Source organism: Lactonifactor longoviformis DSM 17459, from assembly GCF_900129135.1.
In the GTDB taxonomy this organism is placed as follows: Bacteria; Bacillota; Clostridia; order Lachnospirales; family Lachnospiraceae; genus Lactonifactor; species Lactonifactor longoviformis.
The window spans coordinates 52,658-76,077 of the sequence record NZ_FQVI01000015.1 but is presented as its reverse complement, the minus strand read 5'-3'; the positions used below and the strand labels follow the sequence as shown (position 1 = coordinate 76,077).

Below are 23,420 nucleotides of genomic sequence, written 5' to 3'. Positions count from 1 at the left end.
GTTTTTCTCCTTTCTATGGGCTTTCAATAAAAGGAATCTAGAACAGGTTCTCAGGCAGTGAGACTACGCCTGCCTCAAGAAGCTTCTGAACGGACATAAGAATTCCCAATTTTGCGTGCGGCCAGGTAAGTCCCCCCTGAAAATAGACGGAATACGGAGGCTTTATGGGACCATCCGCACTGAGTTCTATGGAAGAACCCTGTACAAATGCTCCGGCAGCCATTATCACATCGCTGTCGTAGCCGGGCATGGCCCAGGGTTCCGGATCCACATAGCTGTCTACCGGGGCAGCTGCCTGGATTCCTTTGCAGAAACCGATGACTCCCTCCGGCTTATGGAAGGTAATTGCCTGGATTATATCATGGCGGCTTTCACTGCCGTTTGGGAGGACATCAAAGCCCAGCTGCTCGTAAAGGTTTGCCGCGAACACTGCGCCTTTCAGTGCGCCTGCCACAACCGTAGGGGCGAGAAAAAAGCCCTGATAAAAGGGCTGGTTTACCCCCAATGTAGCCCCTACTTCCTTTCCCAGCCCGGGAGAGGTGAGGCGGTAGGCCGCATTCTCCACATATTCTTCCTTTCCTGCTATATACCCACCAATAGGAGCAAGTCCCCCTCCCGGATTCTTGATCAGGGAACCCACTATTAGATCTGCCCCCACGTCAGAAGGTTCTATTGCCTCCACAAATTCTCCGTAGCAGTTGTCTACCATACAGATAATATCCGGTTTCATTGATTTGATAAAAGCAATCAGCTCCCCGATTGCCTTCACGGAGAAGGAAGGGCGGGTCTGATAACCTTTGGAGCGCTGAATGGTTGCCAGCTTAGTCCTGCTGTTTATGGCAGCCCGGATGGCTTCATAGTCAAAACTGCCGTCCGGGAGAAGCTCTGTCTGCCGGTAGCTGACCCCGTATTCGGCCAGAGACCCTTTGGAAGGGCGGATCCCGATTACCTCTTCGAGCGTGTCATAAGGCTTTCCCACAGGAGACAAAAGTTCATCCCCGGGCCGCAGATTGCCGGAGAGGGCCACGGCCAGAGCATGGGTGCCGCAGGCAATCTGCGGGCGCACCAAAGCCGATTCTGTGTGAAAGGTATCTGCATAGACAGCCTCCAGGGTATCTCTTCCCAGATCATTATACCCGTAACCGCTGGAAGCGTAGAGACAGGCCTCGCTGACCCGATTTTTCTGCATGGCGTGTATTACCTTCATCTGATTATACTCTGCCACCTCGTCTATGCCTGCAAACCGTTCCTTTAGGAGCGCTTCCGTCCTCTGTCCGAACCTCCGGACTTGCGGGGAGATTCCCAGTTTCTCATATATTTCTTCTATTTCTTGTTTCATGGTCTTTTCCAAATTCCTTTCTCTTCGCATACTGAAAGCATATATTCCAGTATCTTATCCTCTCTTCCGCCGAAGGCTTCCTTTTCCAGCCATATTACGTCCCGCTCCCGCCGGAACCAGGTAAGCTGCCGCTTGGCAAAATGCCTGGTATCCCGTTTCAGAGTATAGACAGCCTCCTCAAGACTGCATGTGCCGTCCAGGTATGACAGGAGTTCTTTATAGCCCAGCCCTTGCATGGAGACCATATCTTTCGTATATCCCATACGGTGGAGTGCTTTCACTTCCTCCAGAAGGCCGCGTTCCATCATCTGATCGATACGCTGTTCTATTTTTTGATAAAGGCGGTCTCTCTCCTCATTCAGGACAAAATAGGCATATTGATAAGGTGACTCCTTCTGCCGTTCCTGTTCATTGTGCGCCGATATGGGCAGGCCGGTCTTCTCGTAGTACTCCAGCGCCCGGATAACCCGCTTTCTGTTGTTAGGATGTATAGAAGCCCCGGAAGCCGGATCTGCCTGGCACAGACAGCTGTGAAGATACTCATTGCCCCGCTCATCGGCAAGAGCTTCCAGCCTGCGGCGGCATGCGGTATCGTCATCATTTTCTGTAAAGTCTATCCCTTTCACCACAGACTGGATATAAAATCCAGTTCCTCCGGTGAGAACAGGCAGTTTTCCCCTTTCGTAGATATCCTCCATGGCCTCTAACGCCATGGTCTGAAATCTTACTACATTAAAATCCTCGGAGGGTTCCAGCACATCAATAAGATGGTGGGGAATTCCCTCCATCTCATCCGGATGTATCTTGGCGGATCCAATGTCCATATACCGGTAAACCTGCATAGAATCTGCAGATATAATTTCTCCATTTACAGCTTTCGCCAGTGAGAGGGAAAGCTTCGTCTTTCCCACGGCTGTGGGGCCTGTGAGAACAATCAGCGGTTTCTTCAATCTTTTCACCTACACGATTCGTTTAAATTTCTTTTCCAGTTCATATTTGGTCATGGCAATAATCGTCGGCCTTCCGTGAGGACAGTGATACGGATTATCCAGAGTCAGCAGTTCCTCAATCAGCCGATCCGCTTCGCTGCAGGATAACGTCTGGTTTCCTTTTACAGCTGCTTTGCATGCCATAGTTGCCAGCCGGTGGGTCAGAAGTTCCAGAGAGGAACGCTTGGTGTCTCCCTCCAAATGATCTAAAAGTTCCAGGAAAAGCTCCGCGTCTGCCACACCGTAAAGATTCGACGGAACAGCCCGGATACTGTAGCCTCTCCCCCCAAAGGATTCAATCTCAAAACCGAAGGAGGCAAAAACCTCCATATTAGCCCGCAGGAGTTCCTCCTCCTGGATGCTCAGCTCTATGATAAGGGGCGGACTCAGGTACTGGGAATGGATCTCCTTATTCTGCAAATCCTTCATAATGCGCTCATACAGCACCTTTTCGTGAGCAGCATGCTGATCAATAATATAGAATTTATTGTCATACTCTACCAGCCAGTACGTATCAAATAACTGTCCGATGATACGGTGCCGGGACCTGGCAGACGGCGACAGCAGCTTCTCCTCAAATAATTCCAGCTGTTGGGAAGCTTCCCCGTGATCTTTCTTCCCGGCCTCTCCTCTTTCGGCAGTCTCCAGGGATATCCCAGCTTCCTCCGGAGCGGCCTGCGGCTGTACAGGCAGCGGCGGCGTCTGTTCCCGGGGTACCCTGGGTCTTTCCTCTGTGCTCCCTGTCTGAGGGCGGACAGCTGCATATACCGTGTTTTCCCGGACGTGCTTTGCCGGATGTACTGTTTTTGCTGTCTCTTCGGGCGGCTGCACCGCTGTTTGGGCGGCTATCCTCTGTTTTTCAAAGGGCTCCGGAATGGAGCTCTGGGGCGGAGGCAATTCCTTTTTCTCTCTGGAGCGGTCAAAACTCACCTCGGGGATAAGCTCTTTGTGCGTAAGCTGTTCCAGCAGTGCCTGATATACAGCCTGATACACCTCCTGCCCACTGCTGAAGCGGACCTCCATCTTTGTGGGATGTACATTTACATCCAGATCTTCGCCCTCCATAGTCAGATGAAGAGAGACAAACGGATATTTATGCTGCATGAGAAATGGCTTATAGGCGTCTTCTATAGCTTTCATTATAATCTTACTTTTCACGTAGCGGCCATTGACATAATAATTTTCAAAATTCCTGTTTCCTCTGGAGACAGAAGGCTTTCCCATATATCCCTGAATGGCAAGACCGTTCCTCTCCCATTGAATCTCCATAAGCTCCCTGGTAATGTCTCTCCCGTAGATGTGATAGATCACATCTTTTAGATTATTATTTCCTGAAGTGTGTAATTTTGTCTGTCCGTTGCTAATATACTTAAAAGAGATGTCACTGTGGGACAAAGCCAGCTGTTCCATAAAGCTGCTGACATAGTTGGCTTCTGTCACAGGGCTTTTCAGAAATTTGGCCCGTACGGGAGTGTTGAAAAAAAGGTTGCGCACTAAAAAGGTGGTTCCGTTGGGCGCCCCAATCTCCTCCAGCGCTTTTTCCTCTCCTCCCTCAATGACATACCGGGTTCCTGTCAGCTCCCGGACCGTTTTGGTGATTAATTCAACCTGTGAGACAGCAGCAATGCTGGACAAAGCTTCCCCCCGGAATCCCAGGGAGGATATGCGGGTCAAATCCTCTGCCGATGCAATCTTGCTGGTGGCATGACGCAGAAAAGCAAGGGGCACCTGTTCTTTTTCCATACCCGATCCATTGTCTGTGATTCGGATAAAAGAAATGCCCCCTTCTTTTATTTCCACAGTTACAGCGGTGGCCCCTGCATCAATGGCATTCTCCACCAGTTCCTTTACTACCGAGGCAGGACGCTCCACGACCTCCCCGGCAGCGATTTTGTCAATCGTACTCTTATCCAGTACTGCTATTTTTCTCAAAGTATCACCACCGATTCTTTAATTTTGTCTGCAGCCGGTAGATGGTATTCAGGGCATCAATCGGCGTCAGGTTTCCAACATCTATGTTCTTCAATTCTTCCAAAATATCATTGTCCTGTACCGTATCCAGAAGAGAGATCTGATCCAGCTCCATCTGGTCATAGGTAACCTGTGCTTTTTTTCTGGTTCCCCTGGTCAGGGCAGAGTCCGCTGCAATCTCCTTGACCGCAGAAGTTATATCCGCATCGCTGAGCTCTTCAACCAGTTCCTTTGCCCGTTCAATCACGGTTTCCGGGACGCCCGCAAGCTTAGCCACCTGAATGCCATAGCTTTTGTCCGCACCGCCCTTTACAATTTTGCGGAGGAATACAATATCGTCCCCCTTCTCTTTTACGGCAATGCAGTAATTGTTTACCCCGGATAGCTTTCCTTCCAGCTCCGTCAATTCATGGTAATGGGTTGCAAATAATGTTTTTGCCCCCAGAAGTTTTGGATTGCTGATATGTTCAATCACAGCCCATGCAATGCTGAGTCCGTCAAAGGTACTGGTGCCCCGCCCGATTTCATCCAGAATCAGCAGGCTTTTGGGTGTTGCATTTCTCAGTATATTGGCAACCTCTGTCATCTCAACCATGAACGTACTCTGTCCGCTTGCCAGATCGTCAGATGCTCCCACTCTTGTAAAGATGCGGTCCACAATTCCTATGTTTGCTTCCTTCGCCGGAACAAAGCAGCCCACCTGTGCCATGAGCACAATCAAGGCTGTCTGCCGCATATACGTAGATTTTCCGGCCATGTTGGGGCCTGTGATTACGGACACTCTGTTCTTATTGTTATCCAGATACGTGTCATTGGGAATAAACATATCATTGGAGATCATTTTCTCCACCACCGGATGGCGCCCTCCTTTGATATCTACAACTCCTTTGGTATTAATCTTTGGCCTAATATACTGATTCCTCTGCGCCACTACAGAAAGAGACGCGAAAACGTCCAGACGCGCAATGGCCTTGGCCGTCTTCTGAATCCGCAGCACTTCTTTTGCAATGGTTTCCCGCACCTGGGCAAACAGCTCATACTCCAGAGCGAATAACTTATCCTCCGCACCTAAAATCGTATCTTCCAGCTCTTTCAGCTCCGGTGTGATAAAACGTTCCGCATTGGTCAGTGTCTGCTTTCTTGTATAAGTGTCAGGTACCATAGAAAGAAAAGAATTCGTCACTTCCAGGTAGTAACCGAAAACTTTATTGTATTTCACCTTGAGATTTTTGATGCCGGTGCTCTCCCGCTCCTTTGTCTCCAGCTCTGCCAGCATACTTTTTCCTTCCGTCTTTGCACGGCGGAACTTGTCTACCTCATCGTTGTATCCTTCTTTTATAATGCCTCCCTCTTTCATAGCCAAAGGAGGTTCTTCCAAAACAGCGCGGTCAATGAGCTGAAAGAGGTCCTGGAGATCGTCCATTTCCTCCCTGACAGAAACCAGTTCCGCACAGGAGAACTCTCCTAAAATCTGCCTGATATAAGGGAGCATTTGAAGGGAGGATTTAAACGCTATGAGATCCCTGGGGTTAGCTGACTGGTAGCTGACACGGCTTACCAGACGCTCCAAATCGTAAACTGGTCCGAGATATTCCCGTATCTCCTCCCTGGAGATGGCCTTCTCATTCAGTTCCCCGATGGCGTCCAGGCGCCGGTTGATGGATTCCTCTTCAATCAGAGGCTGCTCTACAAAGCTTCTGAGCATTCTGGCTCCCATAGCGGTTTTTGTCTTGTCCAGCACCCATAGAAGAGAACCTCTTTTCTGCTTTTCCCGAAGTGTTTCCACCAGTTCCAGATTTCTCCGGCTGGAACTGTCTATGAGCATAAAGCAGTCTGTAATATAGGGGGTTATGGTAGTCATATGGGAGAGCGAAGTCTTCTGCGTCTCTGTAAGATACTGAAACAGAGCACCCGCTGCAATTACTCCGCAGTCATAATCCTTTAACCCCAGTCCTTCCAGAGATTTTACCTGAAAATGCTCCAGGAGAGCACGCCTGCACAATTCGTCGTCAAAATACCAGTTATCCAGTGAGTATACGGTGATTCCCAGACGGTTCCGCATATCCTGTATATCAATCCCGCACATATAAAATGGTTCATTGCAGATGATTTCTGCCGGGGAAAACTTATTGATCTCGTCCAAAAGCTTTCGGGATTTATTTACCTCTGTGAGGAAGCAATCCCCTGTAGTGACATCCGCCACGGCAATTCCAAAGATTTCGTCAATATAGACCAGGGACATGATATAATTGTTCTTTGTCTCGTCCAGGGCCTGGGTATTCAGAGTCGTACCGGGGGTGACTACCCGCACGACTTCCCTCTTTACCATACCCTTTGCCTGTTTGGGGTCCTCCACCTGTTCACAGATTGCCGCTTTATATCCCTTTTCAATGAGACGGTTTATATACGTCTCCGCAGCATGAAAAGGAACTCCGCACATGGGAGCCCGCTCTTCCATTCCACAGTCCTTGCCTGTCAGGGTAAGTTCCAGTTCTCTGGAAACCGTCAGTGCATCGTCAAAGAACATCTCATAGAAATCACCCAGACGGTAGAATAAGATACAGTCCGGATATTCATCCTTTGTCTTTAAATAATGTTGCATCATTGGTGATAATTTATCTCTGTTAATTTCCATTCCCTTTATCCTTCGTCTTTTATTGCTGTCCCCATATAGTAAAAACCTTTACATTCGTCCAGCGAAACTCTGCATAATTTTCCTATCATAGAGGCATCCCCCGGAAAATGTACCAGCAGATTATTTCCCATCCGCCCTGTCACCAGAGAATTGTCATGTTCATTCACTTCTTCTACTAGAACCTCCTGTACCGTTCCGGTAAGCCGTGAAGAGGTCTCCCTTGAGATTTCCTGCACCTCTTTCAGCAGACGGTCGAAGCGCTCCTTTACTACCTCCTCCGGAACCTGGTCCTCCATAGCAGCCGCCGGAGTTCCAGTTCTTTTGGAATAGATAAAAGTGAAAGCACTGTCATACCTTACTCTTCTGATAACATCCAGCGTTTCCAGAAAATCTTCTTCTGTCTCCTGGGGAAAGCCTACGATAATATCTGTGGTCAGGGATATATCGGGAACAGCGGCTCTGATTTTATCCACTAATTGTAGGTATCTCTCTTTTGTATAATGCCGGTTCATCTTTTCCAGAATCCGGCTGCTGCCGGACTGGAGCGGCAGATGGAGATGAGGACAAATTTTTTTGCTCTCTTTCATAACCTGGATCAATTCATCTGAGAGATCCTTTGGATGAGAAGTCATAAAGCGGATCCGCTGAATTCCCTCAACCTTTTCAATCTCCCGGAGAAGTGCGGCAAAGGTCATAGGCGTTTCCAGTGTCTTCCCATAGGAGTTCACATTCTGCCCTAAAAGCATGATTTCTGCCACCCCATCAGCAGCGAGTGCTTCGATTTCCCGTATAATATCTCTTGGGTTCCTGCTTCTCTCACGTCCCCGGACATAGGGTACTATGCAGTAGCTGCAGAAGTTATTGCAGCCAAACATGATATTGACACCTGATTTGAAGGGATATTTCCGTTCACTGGGCAGATCTTCTACAATCTGATCCGTATCCTTCCAGATATCAATCACCATTCGATTGGAATCCAGAGCCGTGGCAATCAATTCCGGGAATTTGTAAATGTTATGGGTTCCGAAAATAAGGTCCACAAAGGAATAGCTTTTCTTCAATTTTTCAACCACGTGGGGTTCCTGCATCATGCAGCCGCAGAGGGCGATCATCATATGAGGGTTCTTTTTTTTCAGACTGTGGAGATAACCCAGACGGCCATAGACTCTCTGATTGGCATTCTCCCGGACGGTACAGGTGTTGTAAATAACGAAATCCGCCTGTTCCGAATCCGCCTGCTCATATCCGATCTCCTCCAGAACCCCCACAAGCTTTTCAGAATCCCTGGCATTCATCTGACAGCCAAAAGTATTCACGCAAAAAGTCAGGGGGCGCCCCAGCTTTTTGGAAGCTTCCCCAATTTTCTTTTTGGCTGCTGCCATATAATAATACTGTCTTTGAGGTTCTTCCAGGGGGGCTTCCCCTGTAATATCTATTGTATCCATAGAAATATTTGACATAATAATTTCCTTTCTTTCGTGTTCATCAGCAATTATACCAACCATATCTTGTATTTTCAAGACATTTTCAAAACCGCAAGAGGAACGGAACGGATTTCGGCATAGGTCTCGGCTTGATAATCCGCCGACAGGGGAAAGGAAGCCTCGTCCGGTACGGTTTCTATGGTGATTGCGGGCTTCTGAAAGGTTTCAGAATAGTAATTTACGGAGTTTCCCCCGCTGATTACGGATAAGAATTCTTCTTCCTTTTTGCCGAGTGCGTAATGGCAGATTTTCTGCAGCTGGCGGGCCAGGCGGAAACTTTTCTGGTTGTACAGAAAGGGCATAGCATTTCTGTAGTAGTAAATCAGTCTTCCCCTGGAATGAAAGTCCAGATAGGCCACGGTTTCATAGCTGTGAAAAAGTTCAATGAGAGCTTTCGTCTCATTCTCACTCCCGGGATAATCTTCAGGCTGCTGCTGAACGTAGGATTTGCAGGGGAAATTTCTGTTAATGTCTACGCACCTGGCGTTGTATTTCCAAACACTCCAGTCAATCTCTTTCATCCGCATGCTGTGCCGCAGCACCGGATGGCGGATCCCGGAAAATCCCTGAAGGGCTGTTTCATAGCCATCCGGATTCACCAGGGGCACAAAACAAATAGAATAGGTATTACAGAGTTTATGTACGTCATAGATATCGTATAATAAGGTACGCTTCTCATAGGCCTCGCTGTACTCTTCTATCATGCGGACCAAAACAGCCGGATTCACACTCTCTCTTCCGTGGATACCGGCTGTACATATGAGAACCTGTTCTCCCAAGCCCAGCCGTATCATAGGAATCGGGCGATTGTCATGACTGAGTCCTATATTCCGGAAAATAAGAAAATCTGAGTAGGCGGCAGCCAGAAGTTCCATAGCATCGTATAGTTCGTCATATGTATAGTGCTTGTCTAAAGAAATCATAAAAAGCCTCCTCTGCATACTTTAACGTACGGCATTCTGCCGTGCGCCTGCCCGCAGAACATGTAAAGAATGTCCGCAGACAAATGTTTCCACTAAAGTATATGAAGAGGAGGTTTCTTTTATGACACCTATGGACGTATCTGTCCGTTTCCATAGATGATATATTTGGTTGTGGTCAGCGCCAGAAGACCCATGGGGCCCCTGGCGTGCAGTTTCTGTGTGCTGATGCCAATCTCAGCTCCATAACCGAACTCAAAGCCATCTGTAAAACGAGTGGAGGCATTCACATACACCGCGGCCGCATCTATTTCATCCAGGAATTTCTGCGCATGTGCATAATCATTTGTGATGATAGCCTCTGAATGCTTGGTATTGTACTTATTTATATGGGCAATGGCCTCATCCAGAGAGTCTACAATCTTTACGGACAGGATATAATCCAGATATTCTCTGCCCCAGTCATCCGGTTGTGCAGGCACCGCGCCAGGCAGAAGAGAGAGCGCCCGTTCATCGGCGCGCAATTCAACTTCATGGGTCCGGGCCAGGCGGGCTGCCAGAAGAGGGAGAAAAGCTTTGGCCGCTCTGCCGTGCACCAGAAGGGATTCACAGGCATTGCAGACACCAACTCTCTGCGTTTTGGCATTCGTGACAATATCCGCCGCCATAGAGAGGTCAGCAGACTCATCTACATAGATATGACAGTTCCCGGTACCTGTCTCGATCACAGGAATGGTGCTTTCATTTACCACGGTGCGAATCAGACCTGCACCTCCCCGGGGAATCAGCACATCCACATATTGATTCAGCTTCATGAAGGCCGCCGCCGTCTCTCTGGAAGTATCTGTAATCAGAGATAATGCATCCGGAGTGACTCCGCAGGACTCCAGGCTTCTGCGGATACAGGCTACAATAGCCTGATTGGATTCTATGGCATCGCTTCCGCCCTTTAATATGGCCGCATTTCCGGTTTTGAAGCAAAGTCCGAAGGCATCTGCCGTAACATTAGGTCTTGCCTCATAGATAATGCCCACAACCCCCAGAGGAACTCTTTTCTGTCCGATGAGCAGACCATTGGGACGCTTTTTCATTCCCAGTACTTCCCCCACAGGATCATCCAGCTTTGCCAGCTGGTACAGCCCCTCAGCCATACCCTGAATCCGCTCCCCGGTCAGTGTCAGACGATCCAGGAGCCCTTCCGGCATTCCCTTTTCTTTTCCCCTGGCCACATCAGCCGCATTGGCTTTCAGAATAATATCTGTATATGTACGCAGATCATCAGCTGCTTTTACAAGCACTTCATTTTTAACTGATGTCTCCAGGCCCCGCAGCATGATTTCTGCGTCCCTGGCTTTTCTTCCTATCTGTTCCAGCATTGTGTTCGCCATAGTTCTTTCCCCCTGCTTACTGCTATTCTATGATCTCTTTTTCCGTCACCAGTTTATCCGGAAGGATATCCGTCTCTTCGTAAGGTGCTTCGGGCACCAGCTGGAAATCAAAAGCCACTGCAACAGTGGGATGTTTGGTGTGCCTGCTGAGATACCGGTCATAGAATCCCTGTCCGTACCCCACCCGGTGGCGCGCCCGGTCAAAGGCAACTCCCGGGACTATCATCAGAGCGTCCTCCCACTCCACGGCTTCCCCTCTGGCTGGTTCCGGAATCTGAAAATATCCTGGTTCCAGCTGATCAAAGGAGTCCAGCTGGTAAAAAATCATATCCTTGCCGTGTACTTTCGGTACCGCCACCTTTTTCCCCATTTCCCAGGCATGGGTGATAAGCTCTTTTGTGGAAACCTCATGATTGTAGTCTGCATACGCATAGATACAGGAGGCTTCTTGGAATTCAGGGAGCAAAAACAGCTTCTCCATAATCAAATGGCTGTCTGCCAGTACCTGTTCCTCTGTCGCTTCACTTCTCTTCTTAAATATCTCTTTTCTAATGACCTTTTTTGCTTCCATACTTTTCCCCCAGATTAACGACGCTTCCGTCTTTTTCTACCAAATCAATTGAATCAAGCTGAGATCTGAGATTCATCCGCACCAGTGCGATATACTCCTGGCGAAGCTTAGCCTGTTCTTCCCTCTCAGCATCCGTGAGGCCTTCTGCTTTGGCCTTTCTTGCCAGTTCATTGATTCGGTTTAGTTTCATTGGATCCATAGTTTACTGTGTTCTCCTTTTACAATAATTTTTCTATATAGTCTATCAGATAAAATTCTTCTTTGGCATTGGCCAGAAATAAGGTGCCGTGATTGCGGCCAGATATTATCTTGTGAATAATATGGAAATCCTTTCCATTGGCGATCACCATATCCGCCCCCGCACTGGTTGCTATGGTAGCGGCGGAAAGCTTCGTGGCCATCCCTCCGGTCCCCACATTGCTTCCGGTGCTGGATTTGCCCATACCCAGTAAGGTATCATCAATGGTCTCAACCACCTCGATAAAACGTGCATTAGGATTTGCATTGGGATCATCGGTAAATAAACCGTCAATATCTGAGAGCAAAATCAGAAGATCCGCTCCGATCAGAGCCGCAACTACGGCAGAGAGATTGTCGTTATCCCCGAATTCAATTTCATAGGTAGAGATAGTATCATTCTCGTTGACAATAGGGATTGCCCCCATGTGCAGCAGTTCCTTAAACGTATTCTTGGCATTCTGGCGGTTCAGGTTATCCACCATAGTGTTCTTTGTCATTAGCACCTGGGCCGCGGTTTGGTTATACTCAGAAAAAAGCTTCTGATAGATCATCATCAGACGGGCCTGCCCAATCGCTGCACATGCCTGCTTTTCCGATACAGAATTCGGCTTTCTGTCAATGCCCATTACCCGGCTGCCCACAGCGATTGCACCGGAAGAGACGAGCACAATGTCCTTCCCCTGATTGTGAAGATCGCTTAATTCCCTTACCAAAATTTCCATCTTTGTGAGATTCAGTCTCCCCGTCTCTGCATGGGTCAGAGAGGAGGAACCTATCTTAATCACAATTCTTTTTTTATCTTTTAAACGTTCACGTATATTCATAGCTTTTCTCCCTGTAAAGTCATATCGCTCTTATATTACAACATTTTTTTCTGTTCGTCCAGAGGAGCGCGGTCTAGACCGGAGTACAGAGAGAAGACCCGGTTCAGCTGGAGTAATTCTCCAAAAAACTGTATAGTTCGTCCACTGTTGGGATGGTCTTTCCTTCTTTAATTTCTGCCTGGAGCTCTTGTGGGAGACTGTCTGTGGCTATGTCTGTGTATTCGTAAACCGTCTCGCCGTCCTCCAGATATACGGTTACGGAATTATCAGTATCTTTGATAAGAAAATTCTTCTCTTCCTCCTGACTCTGTCTTAAAACTATATGGTCAGAAGAATAGCTTACCACCTGAAATTGCTGCTGATCCAGCTTTCCGGTAGCTGCATCGTAGATTTCAAAGGTATACAGGGCATCCTTTCTGGGAAAGCTCCCGGACGCATCCGTCTCCTGGGCATTCAGCCTGTCTACGGTGCGGTTCAGGACCATCAGCCTGTCTTTGAGAGAACTGACCTGGTAATTTGTATAGAATCCTGCACTTAGAAAGAATACGGCAATAAAAATGCCGATACTATAGTATGCTTTACGCATGAGATATCACTCCTTTTTGACTATAGTATCGACCAGATTTTGCTAATTATTCAGCTGCGTCTATTCTGCGTCCAGATTCTCGTCCACCTCTGAAGGAGCGGGCTGCTCTGTACCGGTTCCGTCATTGATTTCTACATTGGCTGCTTCTGTATCCTGTACAATACATACCCATGTTTTTCCGGTATTCAGCGTAATCTCGTTTCCGGATGCGTCATAATAACGGGTGGGACCCCATTCATTGCCATTTTTCGTCCAGGTCACATCTATGGCCTGCCCGTTGGTAATATACTTGCCGCTGCCCCCGGATAAGGTATCCACATTCAGATAAGAACCATCCGGGTAATATTCCCAGGGAGAATACTCAATAAGAATATTCTTGTAGGCTAATTGTTCCCCGGTCAGTTCATCAATCTGCGGTTCCCCATACTGGAAACGGTAGTAAAGACCGTCATCCTGGTGATACTCAAACCAGGGGTCATTAACCTTATAGTGCAGTCTCACATAAGCTGCAGGGGATGCGTTCTCCAGAGAAACAGTCTCACCTACCTTGGCAAACTGGTAGTGTCCTGTATAATCAGAAGAATACTCCTGCGTATATCCGTTAATCTCTATTCCTTTTTGAAGGCCCTCAAAACTTGTATAGGCATTGTGGGGAGCTTTTCTGTCTTTTGTCCGGTAATACACCTGGCTTCCATAACCCGATAGTCCGCTTAAGTTGTTGACATTCTCCAGGTCCAGATACGGCAGGGCATACGCTGCCTGACCGTAGTGGGCATAAATGGCATCAAACTCCAGGGCATAATATATATAATAATCCCGGCAGCTTCTGACAGAGCCTATTTTGGTGAGGTTGTCGTAGTCCTCGAAGATCCCCATCAAACGGGTGATTCCTCCCTCTACAGGCGCCTCGTATACTACCCCGGCATTGGCTATTCCTGCCTGGGGAACAGCTTTTTTGATATTGTTGAGCATTACGGCAACCGGCCGCCTTGTACCGATGGCTTCAGAAACGTATTCTCCGGTCAGGTAACTCTTTACCATACCGTCTGGAATCTGTTCCTTGTCAGGCACTTCTGCTTCAACAATTTCTTCCGGCTCCTCCTCCTGTACAGGTTCTTCTTCCTTTACCTCCGGTTCCTTCGGCTCTTCCTTCTTGCCGCATCCAAACAGCACTGCTGATGCAAGAACACAGGCCAAAACCACCTTATAACGCTTCATGTGACTTCCTCCATTTATCTTTTGATTTGTAAACCGGACAGGATTGCTTCCTGCTTTTCTTCCATTACAGCTGCTTCCCCGGGGGTCATATGATCATATCCCAAAAGGTGCAGCATACTGTGAGCAATCAGAAAGGCAAACTCTCGAAGCTGGGTATGTCCGTAGGCCTCTGCCTGCTCCTTCATACGGGGAACAGATATCATGATATCTCCCAGCATAAGCTCCCCCGTATCGGGATTAAAGCAGTCATCTCCCATGGCTTCAATTATACCATAGTCTGCCGGAGATGAAAATGGGATCATGGGAAAAGACAGAACATCTGTCTCCTTATCCAGTCCTCTGAACTCCCGGTTTACCCGGCGAATCTCTTCCGCGCCGGTGAGAACCAGGCCGATCTCCGCCTCATAGGGACACACTTCCCGGTCGAGAGCTGCCTCTGCAACCTGCCTGGCAATCGTCTCAAAATCAAAAGAAATTTCCTGTTCCTGTTCATTTTCTATTGTTAATGTCATACGCTTATCCTCTGTCCTTTATCTCTCCCGTTCTCTGCGGGTATTCTTTTGTGGCTTCTGCCTTTTCTCATACGTATCATAGGCCTGTACAATCTTCTGCACCAGCGGGTGGCGAACCACATCCTTGCTGGTCAGCTGGGAAAAGGAAATACCCTCAACCTTTTTCAGCACCTGCAGGGCCACATCCAGCCCTGAACGGGCTCCGCTGGGGAGATCCTTCTGGGAGAGATCTCCTGTGACAATTACTTTCGAGCCAAATCCAATGCGTGTCAAAAACATCTTCATCTGCGCAGGCGTAGTATTCTGTGCTTCGTCCAGAATTATAAATGCATTGTCCAGAGTCCGCCCCCGCATATACGCCAGGGGAGCTACTTCAATCAGCCCTTTTTCCATATTCTTGGCAAAGCTTTCCGCCCCCATAATCTGGTACAGCGCATCGTAGAGGGGGCGCAGATAAGGATCTACCTTGCTCTGCAGATCTCCCGGCAAAAAGCCAAGCTTCTCCCCGGCTTCGATGGCCGGCCGGGTGAGAATGATGCGGCTTACTTCATTGTTCCGGAAGGCTGTGATTGCCATGGCCATGGCCAGATATGTCTTACCGGTACCTGCAGGGCCCAGTCCGAATACGATCATGTTCTTCCGAATCTGATCCACATACTGCTTTTGCCCCAAGGTTTTAGGCTTGATAGGGCGTCCGTTTATGGTATGGCAGATACAGTCTCTGTCGATCTCCACAACATTTTGCTCCTTCTCTTCAAAAGAAAGAGATAAGGTATAGTTTACCTGTTGTTCCGTTATAGTATTCCCTCTTCTGGAAAGCTCTGTGAGCTGCTCAAATACCTTTTTCGCCTGTCTGGTATTCTGTTCTCTCCCAAGAATCTTAAGATTGCCGTCCCTTGAGATAACGGTTACATTCAGTGTCTTTTCTATCTTTTTTACGTACTCATCAAATTGTCCGAACACATTTCTTTCATGATCGATGGGTATTTCCATCAGGGTTTCAACGATATTACTCATCCGTTTCTGCTGTCCTTTCTTCTGCTTCCGGAGGCGCCACCACTTCTGTGGGAGCTTCCTTTCCTATCTTTTCTATCACTTCGATGGATCCTTTTGAAATACAGGAAGTGGAATTTATCTCTATTTTAACACGATTGTCACAAATTTCTACCCCTTTTTCAGATAATTTATCCAGAAAAGAAGTAAGCTTCCGCTGTGCCTTCTTAACCGCCTCTGCCTTGGTGTATGTTAAGGTTTCCGGCGTATATTCATAGTCTGTAATGGTTCCGTACGTGATGGGGAGATAAAAATTCTCCGTAAGCTTCACTCTGTTCGTAGATGATACGCTGTGGTAATCCGTAAACGGAGCACGCCCTCTGGTGGAAAAGTAAGTGTCCATTATTTGCAGTATATAGTGCTTTTTTGTCTTCCCGGTATAAACCCTTTTATCGTAGGACAGCGGAAACTCCTGGTAATACTGATACTGTGTCCGCACATAGATATCGGCATCGGAGTGCACATACTCTCTCTGGGCCGTCTCTCCGCTGTCGTCTTTTATATCCAGCCGGCCCAGTACAAGAATATCTCCTTCTTTGCATACATCACCTTTGGCCATCTGCGGCGTTCCCTGGCGGGTGACCATTGAAACAATGGTGCCTCCCTTCTCAGCAACAAGGTCGCAGGGGGAGGTATCTGCCGCCTCCTCCTCCACATACCGGTCTGTATTTTCCTGCACATGGAGAATCAGCCGCGTCCCCTGAATCTTCGTAGATACCCAGATAATATCTGGAAATTCCTTTCGTATCTGGGCAGATATCCAGGCGCAGTCAAGTTTTCTTTTGGCAATTCCGTGATGGACATCCAGCTCATCCAGATAGAGGAGAATGGACTGGGTACTGTTGGACAGGTTCCCCTCCACATGTATGTTCCAGATATATAAAGACATGCCGTAGAGCAGGAACAGACAGAGGGCAATCCCAATAAAAAAGGCCTTTCTCTTTTTGTTTTTGTAAAAAAAGAAAGGCAGTCCATATTTTCCCTTAATCATGATTCTGGTCTTTGTTTTTTTGCAAAGCGGCTTTAGCTGGTAAAAGCCCTGAATCGTTATATTCATTTCATAGTAATTCTCCACATGGGTCAGATCCCAGATGGGAATATTATGATTGGCACACAGATTTAAAAAGCGTTCCGGTTCCTTGCTCATCAGCCGGATATGCAGATAACCCTTTCCGTAATATTTCCATTTTTTCAAATATCATACCTCCGTTTATTCGTGATATACGTGAAGAATACATCCCTGTATCTTCATTTCTTCGCTGGTATAATACTCTATTTTCAGGTTTCTTCCCTCCACCCGGATTTTTCCTTTTTTTGTCTGAACCAGGATCCCCCAGTCTTCATATTCCAAAATGCTTTTATAATTTTCTATGTATAGCTCTGAACTTCCCACAATAGTAACCACCACATCGCGGTAAGCCAAGTCCCTTGGAATCTGCAGAGTGTTCACTATGTCGCCGGCTAATTTTTTAGGCTTCTTATGCTTCACAAAAAGCCTCCCTTGTGGTTATTATTCTCTAATATATGTATCCTCAAGGAAAATAATGCCAAACCAGAGAATTTGATTGTAGCCGATGGTGTAATCCATCTCAAAACGCTCTGCCAGCTCAGTCACTACAATTCCATGGCTTTCCACACAGGGGTGCATCAGCTCCGGAAAACGGCAGGGGCTGTCGGGATAGGCACACTCGTCACAGATGTCACAGGATTCTGTGGACAGGGCCATGCAGCGGTTCCCCTGTTCTTTGATCCAGGCTTCTATTTGTGCAACAATATCCTCATGTTCCCTCCTGGTACCCAGGGTTTCCTCCATATTCATAATATCAGCGACCTCGGCCACTGTGGAAAAGAAAAAACACTGGGGATAGGACAGGCACCGCTCCCGGCACGCTTCCAGAGTACCTACTCCGGGAGGACAGGCCCAGGTAGTTCCATACCGCTGGCATTCCTGCCGGCATATCGTACGGATTCTGGGAGAAAACGCCAGCTCCTCTGTGGGGATAAACACATATTGATAGATGGGAAACTGGCTGATAAAAGTCTCAAATGCTTCCATATTCATTGTATAAAAATCTCCTTCCATTGTACCTTAAGGCTATTGTATCTGAATTGTTATAAAACTGCAAGAACCGGTAGCTCTGAGACTTCTCCTGTGGTAAAATAATGGTACTGTTCACACAGTGCTGCCCTCCGGGACTATTTGCCAGGTGCGGATATGGTGTGAACGTAATCATAATTCTGCTAGTAACACAGTTTGGGAGGAAGTACGGATGGAAATTCACTGGACAATGCTCTTTGCTCTGGAGGCCGCAGGCACCATTGCTTTTGCCTCTTCCGGCGCCATGGTGGCTATAGAAAAAAACCTGGATCTTTTGGGAATTATTGTACTTGGAGTCATAACCGCGGTAGGCGGGGGGATGATAAGGGATATTACTATTGGCAATATTCCGCCCAGTCTGTTCCGCAATCCTGTATATGTATGGATGTCCCTGATTACGGTACTTCTGCTCTTTCTGGTGATCCGTTTTCATCCCAGAATTATGGAGGGCAGATACCGATCCACTTATGAAAAGGTCATGAATATTTTTGACGCGGTAGGTTTGGGCGCATTCACCGTTGTAGGCATTAACACAGCCATAGAAGCCGGGTACGGAGACTATCGGTTTCTGGCGGCTTTTCTGGGCGTTGTCACCGGTGTGGGAGGAGGAATGCTCCGGGATATTATGGCAAACCAGACTCCCTATGTGCTCCGGAAGCATTTCTATGCCTGCGCTTCTATCATCGGTGCCGTCTGCTATATCTTTTTACGGGAACTCATTCCCGGAAACAGCGCCATGCTGCTATGTGCTTTTCTTGTAGTTATAATCCGCCTTCTGGCAACCAGATACCGCTGGAATCTGCCCAGAGCTTCAGGAAAAAGTAAAGACAGAAGATAAGGTGCCGTGTGCCAGACTGTTTTTTATCCGTGCCGCCAGCTCCCGGCTCATCCGCGTAAAATACTGTGTCATCCCGGGGGTGTCTGCCTCCCGGATGATAATCTTAATAATGCCTGCCGCCTTTCTCTCCGCCTGCTCCCGGGTGTCTTCCGAAAAATAACCCGCGATCTCTTCCTCGTGCTTCTCATAGAGGACTGGTTCATACAGAGGACAGTCTGTAAGGAAACATCCAATGGCATTGAGAAGCACCAGTTCACTTATGTTTCCCATATAAGGGGCCTTGTTTTGTTCCTCCTGCTGCCTTACCAGATACTCTGCTGCTTCAGGGGAAAACAAAGAGAGGAACTTCTGTTCCAGAAAAAGGTTTCCCAGATACTCATGAACCAGATCAATTCCCTGCTGTCTGTAATCCAGAAACAGCGGCGGGTAGTCCAGTGTAAGCAGATGGTCCTGGGGACAGAACCGGGCATCGTACCTGAGAAAAAACTGGGGCATGCCCGTTTGAATAGTGTCTCTGTAATTAGCGCACCCGTAAAAGAGGAAATTCTCTGTCATCTTCTCATAAAGCTCTTTTGTCCGCCATACTTTATGGATAACCGCTTCATAGCCGGCTTCATAAGCGGCTCTTGCCGTCAGTTGATGTTCACCGGCCAGAGAATTGTAAGAAGATTGTTCCAGTTCCCTGATGCAGTAAACTACTGCTTCCATCAGGCTCCGGGCAGTTTCATAGGGCACAGAGCTGCTCTCCTTGCTGGTGTATTTGTCAATCAGATACGAAACCACAGGCAATATTTCTTCCGCTGTATATATCATAGTACTCCTTTCATGGGCTATCGCCAGGCCAGATCCCTCAGAGCCTCGAGATACAGTTCACTGTCCCACCGTTCTTCCTCGCTGAATTCTTCATATTCACCGCTGCCGCCGGACGCCAGATGCCCATCGTATCCACAGCGTATGGCCCGTGCAAACCGTTCCAGACAGGTAGACTCCAGGTAGTCTAAATCTCCGAAGCATATGTTCTCAAAGGTGTCTTTCATAAATTCCAGCAGTTCGTCATCTGCCAGTTTATCCAGGGACTCGTTCTTAAAACGGTAAAAGATATCCTGAAGTCTGGCCAGTGTGCTTCCATAGGTATCAGAAGTAATAAAAGCAGAGTCACAGAAGGTATAGATAAGCTTATCCAGGATTCCGCCGCCCAGTTCCACCCTCTGATAAGTTTTCAGGCTCCTATTTCTGCAAACTATCAGTTCCTTTGCCTCTTCTGCTGAAAGAGAAAGACCAAAAGACTGGGTTGTCTTGTTACAGTCCAGAATCAGGCGTGTTTCTTCTTTCTGCTTCTGCACCTGCCATAAAGCAAATATATTCTCTGTCACAGTACCACTCCTTTCTATAGGTGGAGCTAATTATACGGCCGTGCAAGGAGGATTGCAAGACTTGAAAAATTGCCCGTTTTGTGGTAATATAATAACAGAAAAGAGGCAGAACCGTATGGTTACTGCCTCTTTTTTCTGTTGGTACTTCTATGCGTGAATTGTCACAGATTTCTAATCACTTCCAGAATCTCCTCTGGAGACCGCCCATAATACCACTCACCATCAATCACAGCATTGGGGGCTGTTCTGCAGTGCTTCAGGCAGTTTTGCGTCCTGAGATACATGCTTCCGTCTTTGGAGACACCATTTTTTCCAATCTGAAGCTCTTTTTTTAGTATGGCAAGAAGGTCTTTGCTTCCCTTCCTGTGGCACCGCTCTCCCGTGCAGATAAGTATTTCATGAGAGTAAGGGATCTCTTTTAGAGAAGGAGAGAGACGAAGCAGCACCCGGATAAAGGACAGCTTGACTCCAGCCGCCTTTGCTGCCCGCTCACTCAGCCAGACAGGGATACTGCCGTAGGCCTCCTGGAGCTCCCAGAGCATTTCTTTTATTGTATTCTGCTCTCCTCTGTTCTCCAGACTGCTGTAATACTCCAGAATTTCCTCAAGCTGCTGCTCTGCTTCATGTTTGGTTTCTTTCATTATCATTCTCCTGTCATTGCCCGGGCAATAGCCGGCAAGTACTCTGCGGGATGTCACTCCTCAGAGATAGCTTGCCCTGAATTTTAAAGTGTATGCCCCGGAACTGTTCGGACAGGACACTAATGTCAGAGTATTATTTTTGCTGGATGGGATAGCAGACCTCTGTGACCAATTCTTCCGGATTCTGCGTCTGTGCGGGACTTACATGGTAGATGCAGAAAGAAGGCCCGCTGATCTCATATCCGTTGTCGCACAGCCATTTAGCCACAGCTTCATTCACCTCTGTGATTTTTTCGTAGCTCCCCTGATAAGTGGCGGATGCAATTTCAAAGACATCCACTGTTTTGAATTTCACATGTTCGGTATCTTTATAGTTTCCCTTTACCTGAAGCTGTATTTCTACATCCACCTCTCCGTCACTGAATCCTTCGTCGTGAAACAGGGCAAGGCCGCAGCAGGGCTCCTCTTCCTGGAGATTCATGGAAGCAGTCTCTTTGTATAAGGTATTCCACAAAATATGTTCCTGATGATACGCAGGTATTACCATTCTCACGCTTGCTACATATCTCTTCGGCATTATTTTTTTTGTCACATCATAATTCATCATAAGTTCATCCTTTCCCAGCCTCCTAATGGCTGCATCAAGGAGCTGCAGACGGCGCTTTGCCTCTTCTGCCTGTTCCTGCACTTCAAGCTGCTTTATCTCCAGATATTGCTTCAGCGCCTCTGGATCATGGTAATTCTTCAGCAGCTCTGCAATGGCAGTGAGGCCAAATCCCATATCCTTCAGTGCCGCAATCCGGCCGGCCACAGGAAGCTGTGTCTCGCTGTAATAGCGATAACCGGTAAATTGGTCTGTACTGGCAGGGGTCAGAAGGCCTATCTGATCGTAATGGCGCAGCATCCGTATACTTATCCTTGACAGTTTTGAAAAATCTCCTATTTTCAGCATGTTTCTACCTCCACATATATGTGTTTTTGAGCTCACTGTCAGTATAGAGTATAACACTGTGAGAGAGTCAACTGGAAATAACATCAATGTTATCATTCGTTGATAGACATTAAATCAAAAAAGAACTACAATGTAGGAAAAATGAAAGGCATGATAAATATGAAAAATATGATTGGAACCAATCTAAATAGATTAAGAAAACTGCATCAATATACCCAGGAGGAGGTTGCGGAAATGCTCTCCGTCTCCAGACAGTCAGTGGCCAAGTGGGAATCAGGGGAATCTATGCCTGATATGATAAGCTGTGCAAAACTGGCGGAAATATTCGGAGTCACAATTGATAACCTCGTTCACCATTCGGAAGAAGACTCCGGCCTTGTGATTCCCATGAAAGGAAAATATTTTTTCGGAGCTGTCACAGTAGGGGAGAGAGGCCAAATCGTAATACCCAAAAAAGCCAGAGAAATCTTTCACATCCGTCCGGAAGATCAACTCTTAATACTGGGCGATGAAGAACGGGGACTGGGCATTGTCCATCAGAGAGAGCTGATGAAATTCGTAGGCAGGATGGGGGTTGCGTGCAGCGATATCACAGAGGAGGAAACATAGATGGGAAAAGTAGTATATTTTTGTATTCCGGCTTACGGACATACCAACCCCACCATAGCAGTTGTGCGGGAGCTGGTAAAACGGGGACACGAGGTATGGTATTATTCTTTTGCACCTTTCCGGGAAAAAATTGAGGATACAGGAGCCCATTTTATCCCCTGTGATCATGCTTTGCCCGAGCTGAAGTCCTCCGACGAAAAAAAGATCGGAAAAGATTTTGCTGCCCTTATCGAGATGGTCGCCGACACTACTATAGCTCTGAATGAACAAGTCTGCCGGGAGCTCACCCATATAGCTCCTGACTGTATTGTAACTGATTCCCTGTGTTTCTGGGGAAAATTGTTTGCCAGGAAGCTTGCCATTCCCTGGGTGTGCTCTACCACAACCTTTGCCTTCAATGAACATACAGCCAAGCTGATGAAGGGAACTCTGCCGGAAACCCTGCGCCTTCTGACCGGAATGCCCCGGATCAACCGGAAAATTTCCCAGCTGCGCCGGAATGGATTCCCCATTGAGAATTTTATCTCCATCATACAGAACGACAACCATACAGACACCATTGTCTATACCTCAAAAGAATTCCAGCCCATGGCAGAACTCTTTTCCCAACGGTATGCCTTTGTGGGACCTTCCATTGACCATATCTCCGTCCCTCCCGACAACAGAACAAGACAGCGTGTCTATATCTCCTTAGGTACCGTGAATAATAGGAACCGGCGATTCTATCAAAACTGTATTGAGGCGTTTCGCAAAGAAAATCTGGACATAGTGATGTCTGTGGGCGAAAAAACAGATATCTCCTCTTTTTACCAGGTTCCGGAACACTTCCATATTTTTCGGAGCGTAGATCAGATCCGGGTTCTGCAGAATACCGATGTCTTTATTACCCACTGCGGCATGAACAGCGTAAACGAGAGTCTGTACTACGGAGTCCCTATGGTGCTCTGCCCGCAGCAGGAGAAACAGCGCCTTGTGGCAGCCCAGGCTGCCGCTGCCGGGGCCGGCATTCCTCTGAAACACTCCCGTTCTGAAGATCTGAAAAGCGCTGTCCGGGAAGTGCTTGGCAATGACCGGTTCAAAGTCTGTGCACAAAAACTGGCAGACAGCTTCTCCCGGGCAGGCGGGGCTGCGAAAGCAGCAGATACCGTCTGCGAAGTGATGAACAGGTCCCGTTAATCC

The 23,420-nt window shown here is 47.7% G+C and carries 24 protein-coding genes; 3 read left to right on the top strand and 21 right to left on the bottom strand.

Annotated elements, in window-relative coordinates; all coding sequences use genetic code 11:
• Positions 1-37 precede the first annotated feature (37 nt).
• The 17 genes from BUA56_RS14050 to BUA56_RS13970 all read right to left on the bottom strand — a co-directional run bounded on the left by BUA56_RS14050 (position 38) and on the right by BUA56_RS13970 (position 17,792).
• Positions 38-1,339: a methionine gamma-lyase family protein gene (locus tag BUA56_RS14050; RefSeq protein WP_072852878.1), complete on the bottom strand. Its 1,302-nt coding sequence runs from the start codon at positions 1,337-1,339 to the stop codon at positions 38-40.
• Positions 1,336-2,289, bottom strand: a complete 954-nt coding sequence (gene miaA / locus BUA56_RS14045) for a tRNA (adenosine(37)-N6)-dimethylallyltransferase MiaA (protein WP_072852809.1) — start codon at positions 2,287-2,289, stop codon at positions 1,336-1,338. Before miaA ends, BUA56_RS14050 begins: the two co-directional genes overlap by 4 nt.
• Positions 2,290-2,298: 9 nt before the next feature.
• Positions 2,299-4,260 (bottom strand): DNA mismatch repair endonuclease MutL, encoded by a 1,962-nt coding sequence (gene mutL, locus BUA56_RS14040; RefSeq protein ID WP_072852807.1) that lies wholly within the window; start codon positions 4,258-4,260, stop codon positions 2,299-2,301.
• 4 nt (positions 4,261-4,264) lie between these two features.
• Positions 4,265-6,934 carry a DNA mismatch repair protein MutS gene (gene mutS / locus BUA56_RS14035; RefSeq protein ID WP_072852796.1) on the bottom strand — a complete coding sequence of 890 codons (2,670 nt, stop codon included), beginning with the start codon at positions 6,932-6,934 and terminating at the stop codon, positions 4,265-4,267.
• Positions 6,935-6,939: 5 nt separating this feature from the next.
• The gene (gene miaB, locus BUA56_RS14030) at positions 6,940-8,379 is read right to left on the bottom strand and encodes a tRNA (N6-isopentenyl adenosine(37)-C2)-methylthiotransferase MiaB (RefSeq protein ID WP_242946776.1); all 1,440 of its coding nucleotides are present in this window, start codon (positions 8,377-8,379) and stop codon (positions 6,940-6,942) included.
• Between the two features lie 71 nt (positions 8,380-8,450).
• Positions 8,451-9,341 (bottom strand): M14 family zinc carboxypeptidase, encoded by an 891-nt coding sequence (locus tag BUA56_RS14025; protein WP_072852794.1) that lies wholly within the window; start codon positions 9,339-9,341, stop codon positions 8,451-8,453.
• A gap of 128 nt (positions 9,342-9,469) precedes the next feature.
• Positions 9,470-10,726 carry a glutamate-5-semialdehyde dehydrogenase gene (locus tag BUA56_RS14020; RefSeq protein WP_242946775.1) on the bottom strand — a complete coding sequence of 419 codons (1,257 nt, stop codon included), beginning with the start codon at positions 10,724-10,726 and terminating at the stop codon, positions 9,470-9,472.
• 22 nt (positions 10,727-10,748) lie between these two features.
• Positions 10,749-11,297, bottom strand: coding sequence for a 5-formyltetrahydrofolate cyclo-ligase (locus tag BUA56_RS14015; protein ID WP_072852792.1), 549 nt, complete (start codon positions 11,295-11,297; stop codon positions 10,749-10,751).
• Positions 11,275-11,496 carry a DUF896 domain-containing protein gene (locus tag BUA56_RS14010; protein ID WP_072852790.1) on the bottom strand — a complete coding sequence of 74 codons (222 nt, stop codon included), beginning with the start codon at positions 11,494-11,496 and terminating at the stop codon, positions 11,275-11,277. The genes BUA56_RS14015 and BUA56_RS14010 overlap by 23 nt, the downstream gene beginning before the upstream one ends.
• Positions 11,497-11,515: 19 nt before the next feature.
• Complete coding sequence (gene proB, locus BUA56_RS14005) at positions 11,516-12,361, bottom strand: glutamate 5-kinase (protein ID WP_072852788.1); 846 nt, start codon at positions 12,359-12,361, stop codon at positions 11,516-11,518.
• 103 nt (positions 12,362-12,464) lie between these two features.
• Positions 12,465-12,947: a hypothetical protein gene (locus BUA56_RS14000; RefSeq protein ID WP_072852786.1), complete on the bottom strand. Its 483-nt coding sequence runs from the start codon at positions 12,945-12,947 to the stop codon at positions 12,465-12,467.
• A 60-nt stretch (positions 12,948-13,007) separates the two neighbouring features.
• Positions 13,008-14,165: a DUF3048 domain-containing protein gene (locus BUA56_RS13995; RefSeq protein ID WP_072852784.1), complete on the bottom strand. Its 1,158-nt coding sequence runs from the start codon at positions 14,163-14,165 to the stop codon at positions 13,008-13,010.
• A gap of 14 nt (positions 14,166-14,179) precedes the next feature.
• Positions 14,180-14,677: an rRNA maturation RNase YbeY gene (ybeY, locus tag BUA56_RS13990; protein ID WP_072852782.1), complete on the bottom strand. Its 498-nt coding sequence runs from the start codon at positions 14,675-14,677 to the stop codon at positions 14,180-14,182.
• Positions 14,678-14,695: 18 nt separating this feature from the next.
• Positions 14,696-15,694: a PhoH family protein gene (locus BUA56_RS13985; RefSeq protein WP_072852780.1), complete on the bottom strand. Its 999-nt coding sequence runs from the start codon at positions 15,692-15,694 to the stop codon at positions 14,696-14,698.
• Positions 15,687-16,925 carry a sporulation protein YqfD gene (yqfD, locus tag BUA56_RS13980; RefSeq protein WP_072852778.1) on the bottom strand — a complete coding sequence of 413 codons (1,239 nt, stop codon included), beginning with the start codon at positions 16,923-16,925 and terminating at the stop codon, positions 15,687-15,689. Before yqfD ends, BUA56_RS13985 begins: the two co-directional genes overlap by 8 nt.
• A 15-nt stretch (positions 16,926-16,940) precedes the next feature.
• Positions 16,941-17,219 carry a YabP/YqfC family sporulation protein gene (locus tag BUA56_RS13975; protein ID WP_072852776.1) on the bottom strand — a complete coding sequence of 93 codons (279 nt, stop codon included), beginning with the start codon at positions 17,217-17,219 and terminating at the stop codon, positions 16,941-16,943.
• Positions 17,220-17,240: 21 nt separating this feature from the next.
• A complete protein-coding gene (locus BUA56_RS13970) occupies positions 17,241-17,792 on the bottom strand; it encodes a DUF2284 domain-containing protein (protein ID WP_072852774.1) in 552 nt (183 codons plus the stop codon).
• A gap of 208 nt (positions 17,793-18,000) precedes the next feature.
• Here BUA56_RS13970 and BUA56_RS13965 point away from each other — a divergent pair, with 208 nt between their 5' ends.
• The gene (locus BUA56_RS13965) at positions 18,001-18,666 is read left to right on the top strand and encodes a trimeric intracellular cation channel family protein (RefSeq protein ID WP_072852773.1); all 666 of its coding nucleotides are present in this window, start codon (positions 18,001-18,003) and stop codon (positions 18,664-18,666) included.
• Here the strand turns inward: BUA56_RS13965 and BUA56_RS13960 are convergent.
• From BUA56_RS13960 to BUA56_RS13945, 4 genes are all read right to left on the bottom strand, one after another.
• Positions 18,640-19,479: a DUF6179 domain-containing protein gene (locus tag BUA56_RS13960; RefSeq protein WP_072852771.1), complete on the bottom strand. Its 840-nt coding sequence runs from the start codon at positions 19,477-19,479 to the stop codon at positions 18,640-18,642. The two genes, BUA56_RS13965 and BUA56_RS13960, sit on opposite strands and share 27 nt — an antisense overlap.
• Before the next feature lie 17 nt (positions 19,480-19,496).
• Positions 19,497-20,039 (bottom strand): DUF6323 family protein, encoded by a 543-nt coding sequence (locus tag BUA56_RS13955; RefSeq protein WP_072852769.1) that lies wholly within the window; start codon positions 20,037-20,039, stop codon positions 19,497-19,499.
• Between the two features lie 161 nt (positions 20,040-20,200).
• A complete protein-coding gene (locus BUA56_RS13950; protein ID WP_072852767.1) occupies positions 20,201-20,680 on the bottom strand; it encodes an NADH-quinone oxidoreductase subunit NuoE family protein in 480 nt (159 codons plus the stop codon).
• Between the two features lie 133 nt (positions 20,681-20,813).
• Positions 20,814-21,632 carry a MerR family transcriptional regulator gene (locus BUA56_RS13945; RefSeq protein ID WP_072852764.1) on the bottom strand — a complete coding sequence of 273 codons (819 nt, stop codon included), beginning with the start codon at positions 21,630-21,632 and terminating at the stop codon, positions 20,814-20,816.
• Between the two features lie 150 nt (positions 21,633-21,782).
• Between BUA56_RS13945 and BUA56_RS13940 the strand changes: the two genes are divergently transcribed.
• Positions 21,783-22,241 carry a helix-turn-helix domain-containing protein gene (locus tag BUA56_RS13940; RefSeq protein WP_423241199.1) on the top strand — a complete coding sequence of 153 codons (459 nt, stop codon included), beginning with the start codon at positions 21,783-21,785 and terminating at the stop codon, positions 22,239-22,241.
• Positions 22,242-23,417, top strand: a complete 1,176-nt coding sequence (locus BUA56_RS13935) for a macrolide family glycosyltransferase (RefSeq protein WP_072852762.1) — start codon at positions 22,242-22,244, stop codon at positions 23,415-23,417.
• Positions 23,418-23,420 lie beyond the last annotated feature (3 nt).

Excerpts from the sequence above, each read along its gene's own strand:
- BUA56_RS14025 (WP_072852794.1), bottom strand. The coding sequence starts at position 9,341 with ATGATTTCTTTAGACAAGCACTATACATATGACGAACTATACGATGCT.
- BUA56_RS14000 (WP_072852786.1), bottom strand. The coding sequence starts at position 12,947 with ATGCGTAAAGCATACTATAGTATCGGCATTTTTATTGCCGTATTCTTT.
- BUA56_RS13945 (WP_072852764.1), bottom strand. The coding sequence starts at position 21,632 with ATGCTGAAAATAGGAGATTTTTCAAAACTGTCAAGGATAAGTATACGG.
- BUA56_RS13940 (WP_423241199.1), top strand. The coding sequence starts at position 21,783 with ATGATAAATATGAAAAATATGATTGGAACCAATCTAAATAGATTAAGA.
- BUA56_RS14010 (WP_072852790.1), bottom strand. The coding sequence starts at position 11,496 with ATGGATCCAATGAAACTAAACCGAATCAATGAACTGGCAAGAAAGGCC.
- ybeY (WP_072852782.1), bottom strand. The coding sequence starts at position 14,677 with ATGACATTAACAATAGAAAATGAACAGGAACAGGAAATTTCTTTTGAT.
- BUA56_RS13935 (WP_072852762.1), top strand. The coding sequence starts at position 22,242 with ATGGGAAAAGTAGTATATTTTTGTATTCCGGCTTACGGACATACCAAC.
- BUA56_RS13970 (WP_072852774.1), bottom strand. The coding sequence starts at position 17,792 with ATGAATATGGAAGCATTTGAGACTTTTATCAGCCAGTTTCCCATCTAT.
- BUA56_RS13995 (WP_072852784.1), bottom strand. The coding sequence starts at position 14,165 with ATGAAGCGTTATAAGGTGGTTTTGGCCTGTGTTCTTGCATCAGCAGTG.
- mutS (WP_072852796.1), bottom strand. The coding sequence starts at position 6,934 with ATGGAAATTAACAGAGATAAATTATCACCAATGATGCAACATTATTTA.
- BUA56_RS14015 (WP_072852792.1), bottom strand. The coding sequence starts at position 11,297 with ATGGAAGCAAAAAAGGTCATTAGAAAAGAGATATTTAAGAAGAGAAGT.
- BUA56_RS13985 (WP_072852780.1), bottom strand. The coding sequence starts at position 15,694 with ATGAGTAATATCGTTGAAACCCTGATGGAAATACCCATCGATCATGAA.
- BUA56_RS13950 (WP_072852767.1), bottom strand. The coding sequence starts at position 20,680 with ATGAAAGAAACCAAACATGAAGCAGAGCAGCAGCTTGAGGAAATTCTG.
- miaB (WP_242946776.1), bottom strand. The coding sequence starts at position 8,379 with ATGGATACAATAGATATTACAGGGGAAGCCCCCCTGGAAGAACCTCAA.
- BUA56_RS13965 (WP_072852773.1), top strand. The coding sequence starts at position 18,001 with ATGGAAATTCACTGGACAATGCTCTTTGCTCTGGAGGCCGCAGGCACC.
- proB (WP_072852788.1), bottom strand. The coding sequence starts at position 12,361 with ATGAATATACGTGAACGTTTAAAAGATAAAAAAAGAATTGTGATTAAG.
- BUA56_RS14050 (WP_072852878.1), bottom strand. The coding sequence starts at position 1,339 with ATGAAACAAGAAATAGAAGAAATATATGAGAAACTGGGAATCTCCCCG.
- BUA56_RS13960 (WP_072852771.1), bottom strand. The coding sequence starts at position 19,479 with ATGATATATACAGCGGAAGAAATATTGCCTGTGGTTTCGTATCTGATT.
- BUA56_RS14020 (WP_242946775.1), bottom strand. The coding sequence starts at position 10,726 with ATGGCGAACACAATGCTGGAACAGATAGGAAGAAAAGCCAGGGACGCA.